We start from the raw sequence: 332 nt of genomic DNA on the forward strand, positions 1-332 counted from the left end.
CGACCCACGGTGACGAGTTGCTTCTGGCTATGTTCCTTCTTGGAGAACTGAGTGAAGAGATCCATCGTGAAGATGGTGGAAATACTGTTCACCATCGACGCCAGTGAACTCACAATCGCGGCAATGAGGGCAGCGAAGACCACACCCTTGATGCCCACAGGCAGAAGTTTCATTACCTCGGGATAGGCCTTGTCCGGCGCATCGAGATCCGGCAGTAACATCACCGCGGCAATACCCGGTAGTACCACAATGATTGGCATAAGCAGCTTAAGGAAGGCGGCGAAAACGATACCCTTCTGCGCTTCACGGATATTCTTAGCAGCTAAAGCCCG

At 53.0% G+C, this 332-nt stretch carries 1 pseudogene; it reads right to left on the reverse strand.

Annotated elements, in window-relative coordinates:
• Window positions 1-332 (reverse strand): annotated as a pseudogene (locus Q0698_RS13285) (sodium transporter); the annotation flags it as partial.

The sequence above is a fragment of the uncultured Umboniibacter sp. genome (genome assembly GCF_947497555.1).
Taxonomy (GTDB): domain Bacteria; phylum Pseudomonadota; class Gammaproteobacteria; order Pseudomonadales; family DSM-25080; genus Umboniibacter.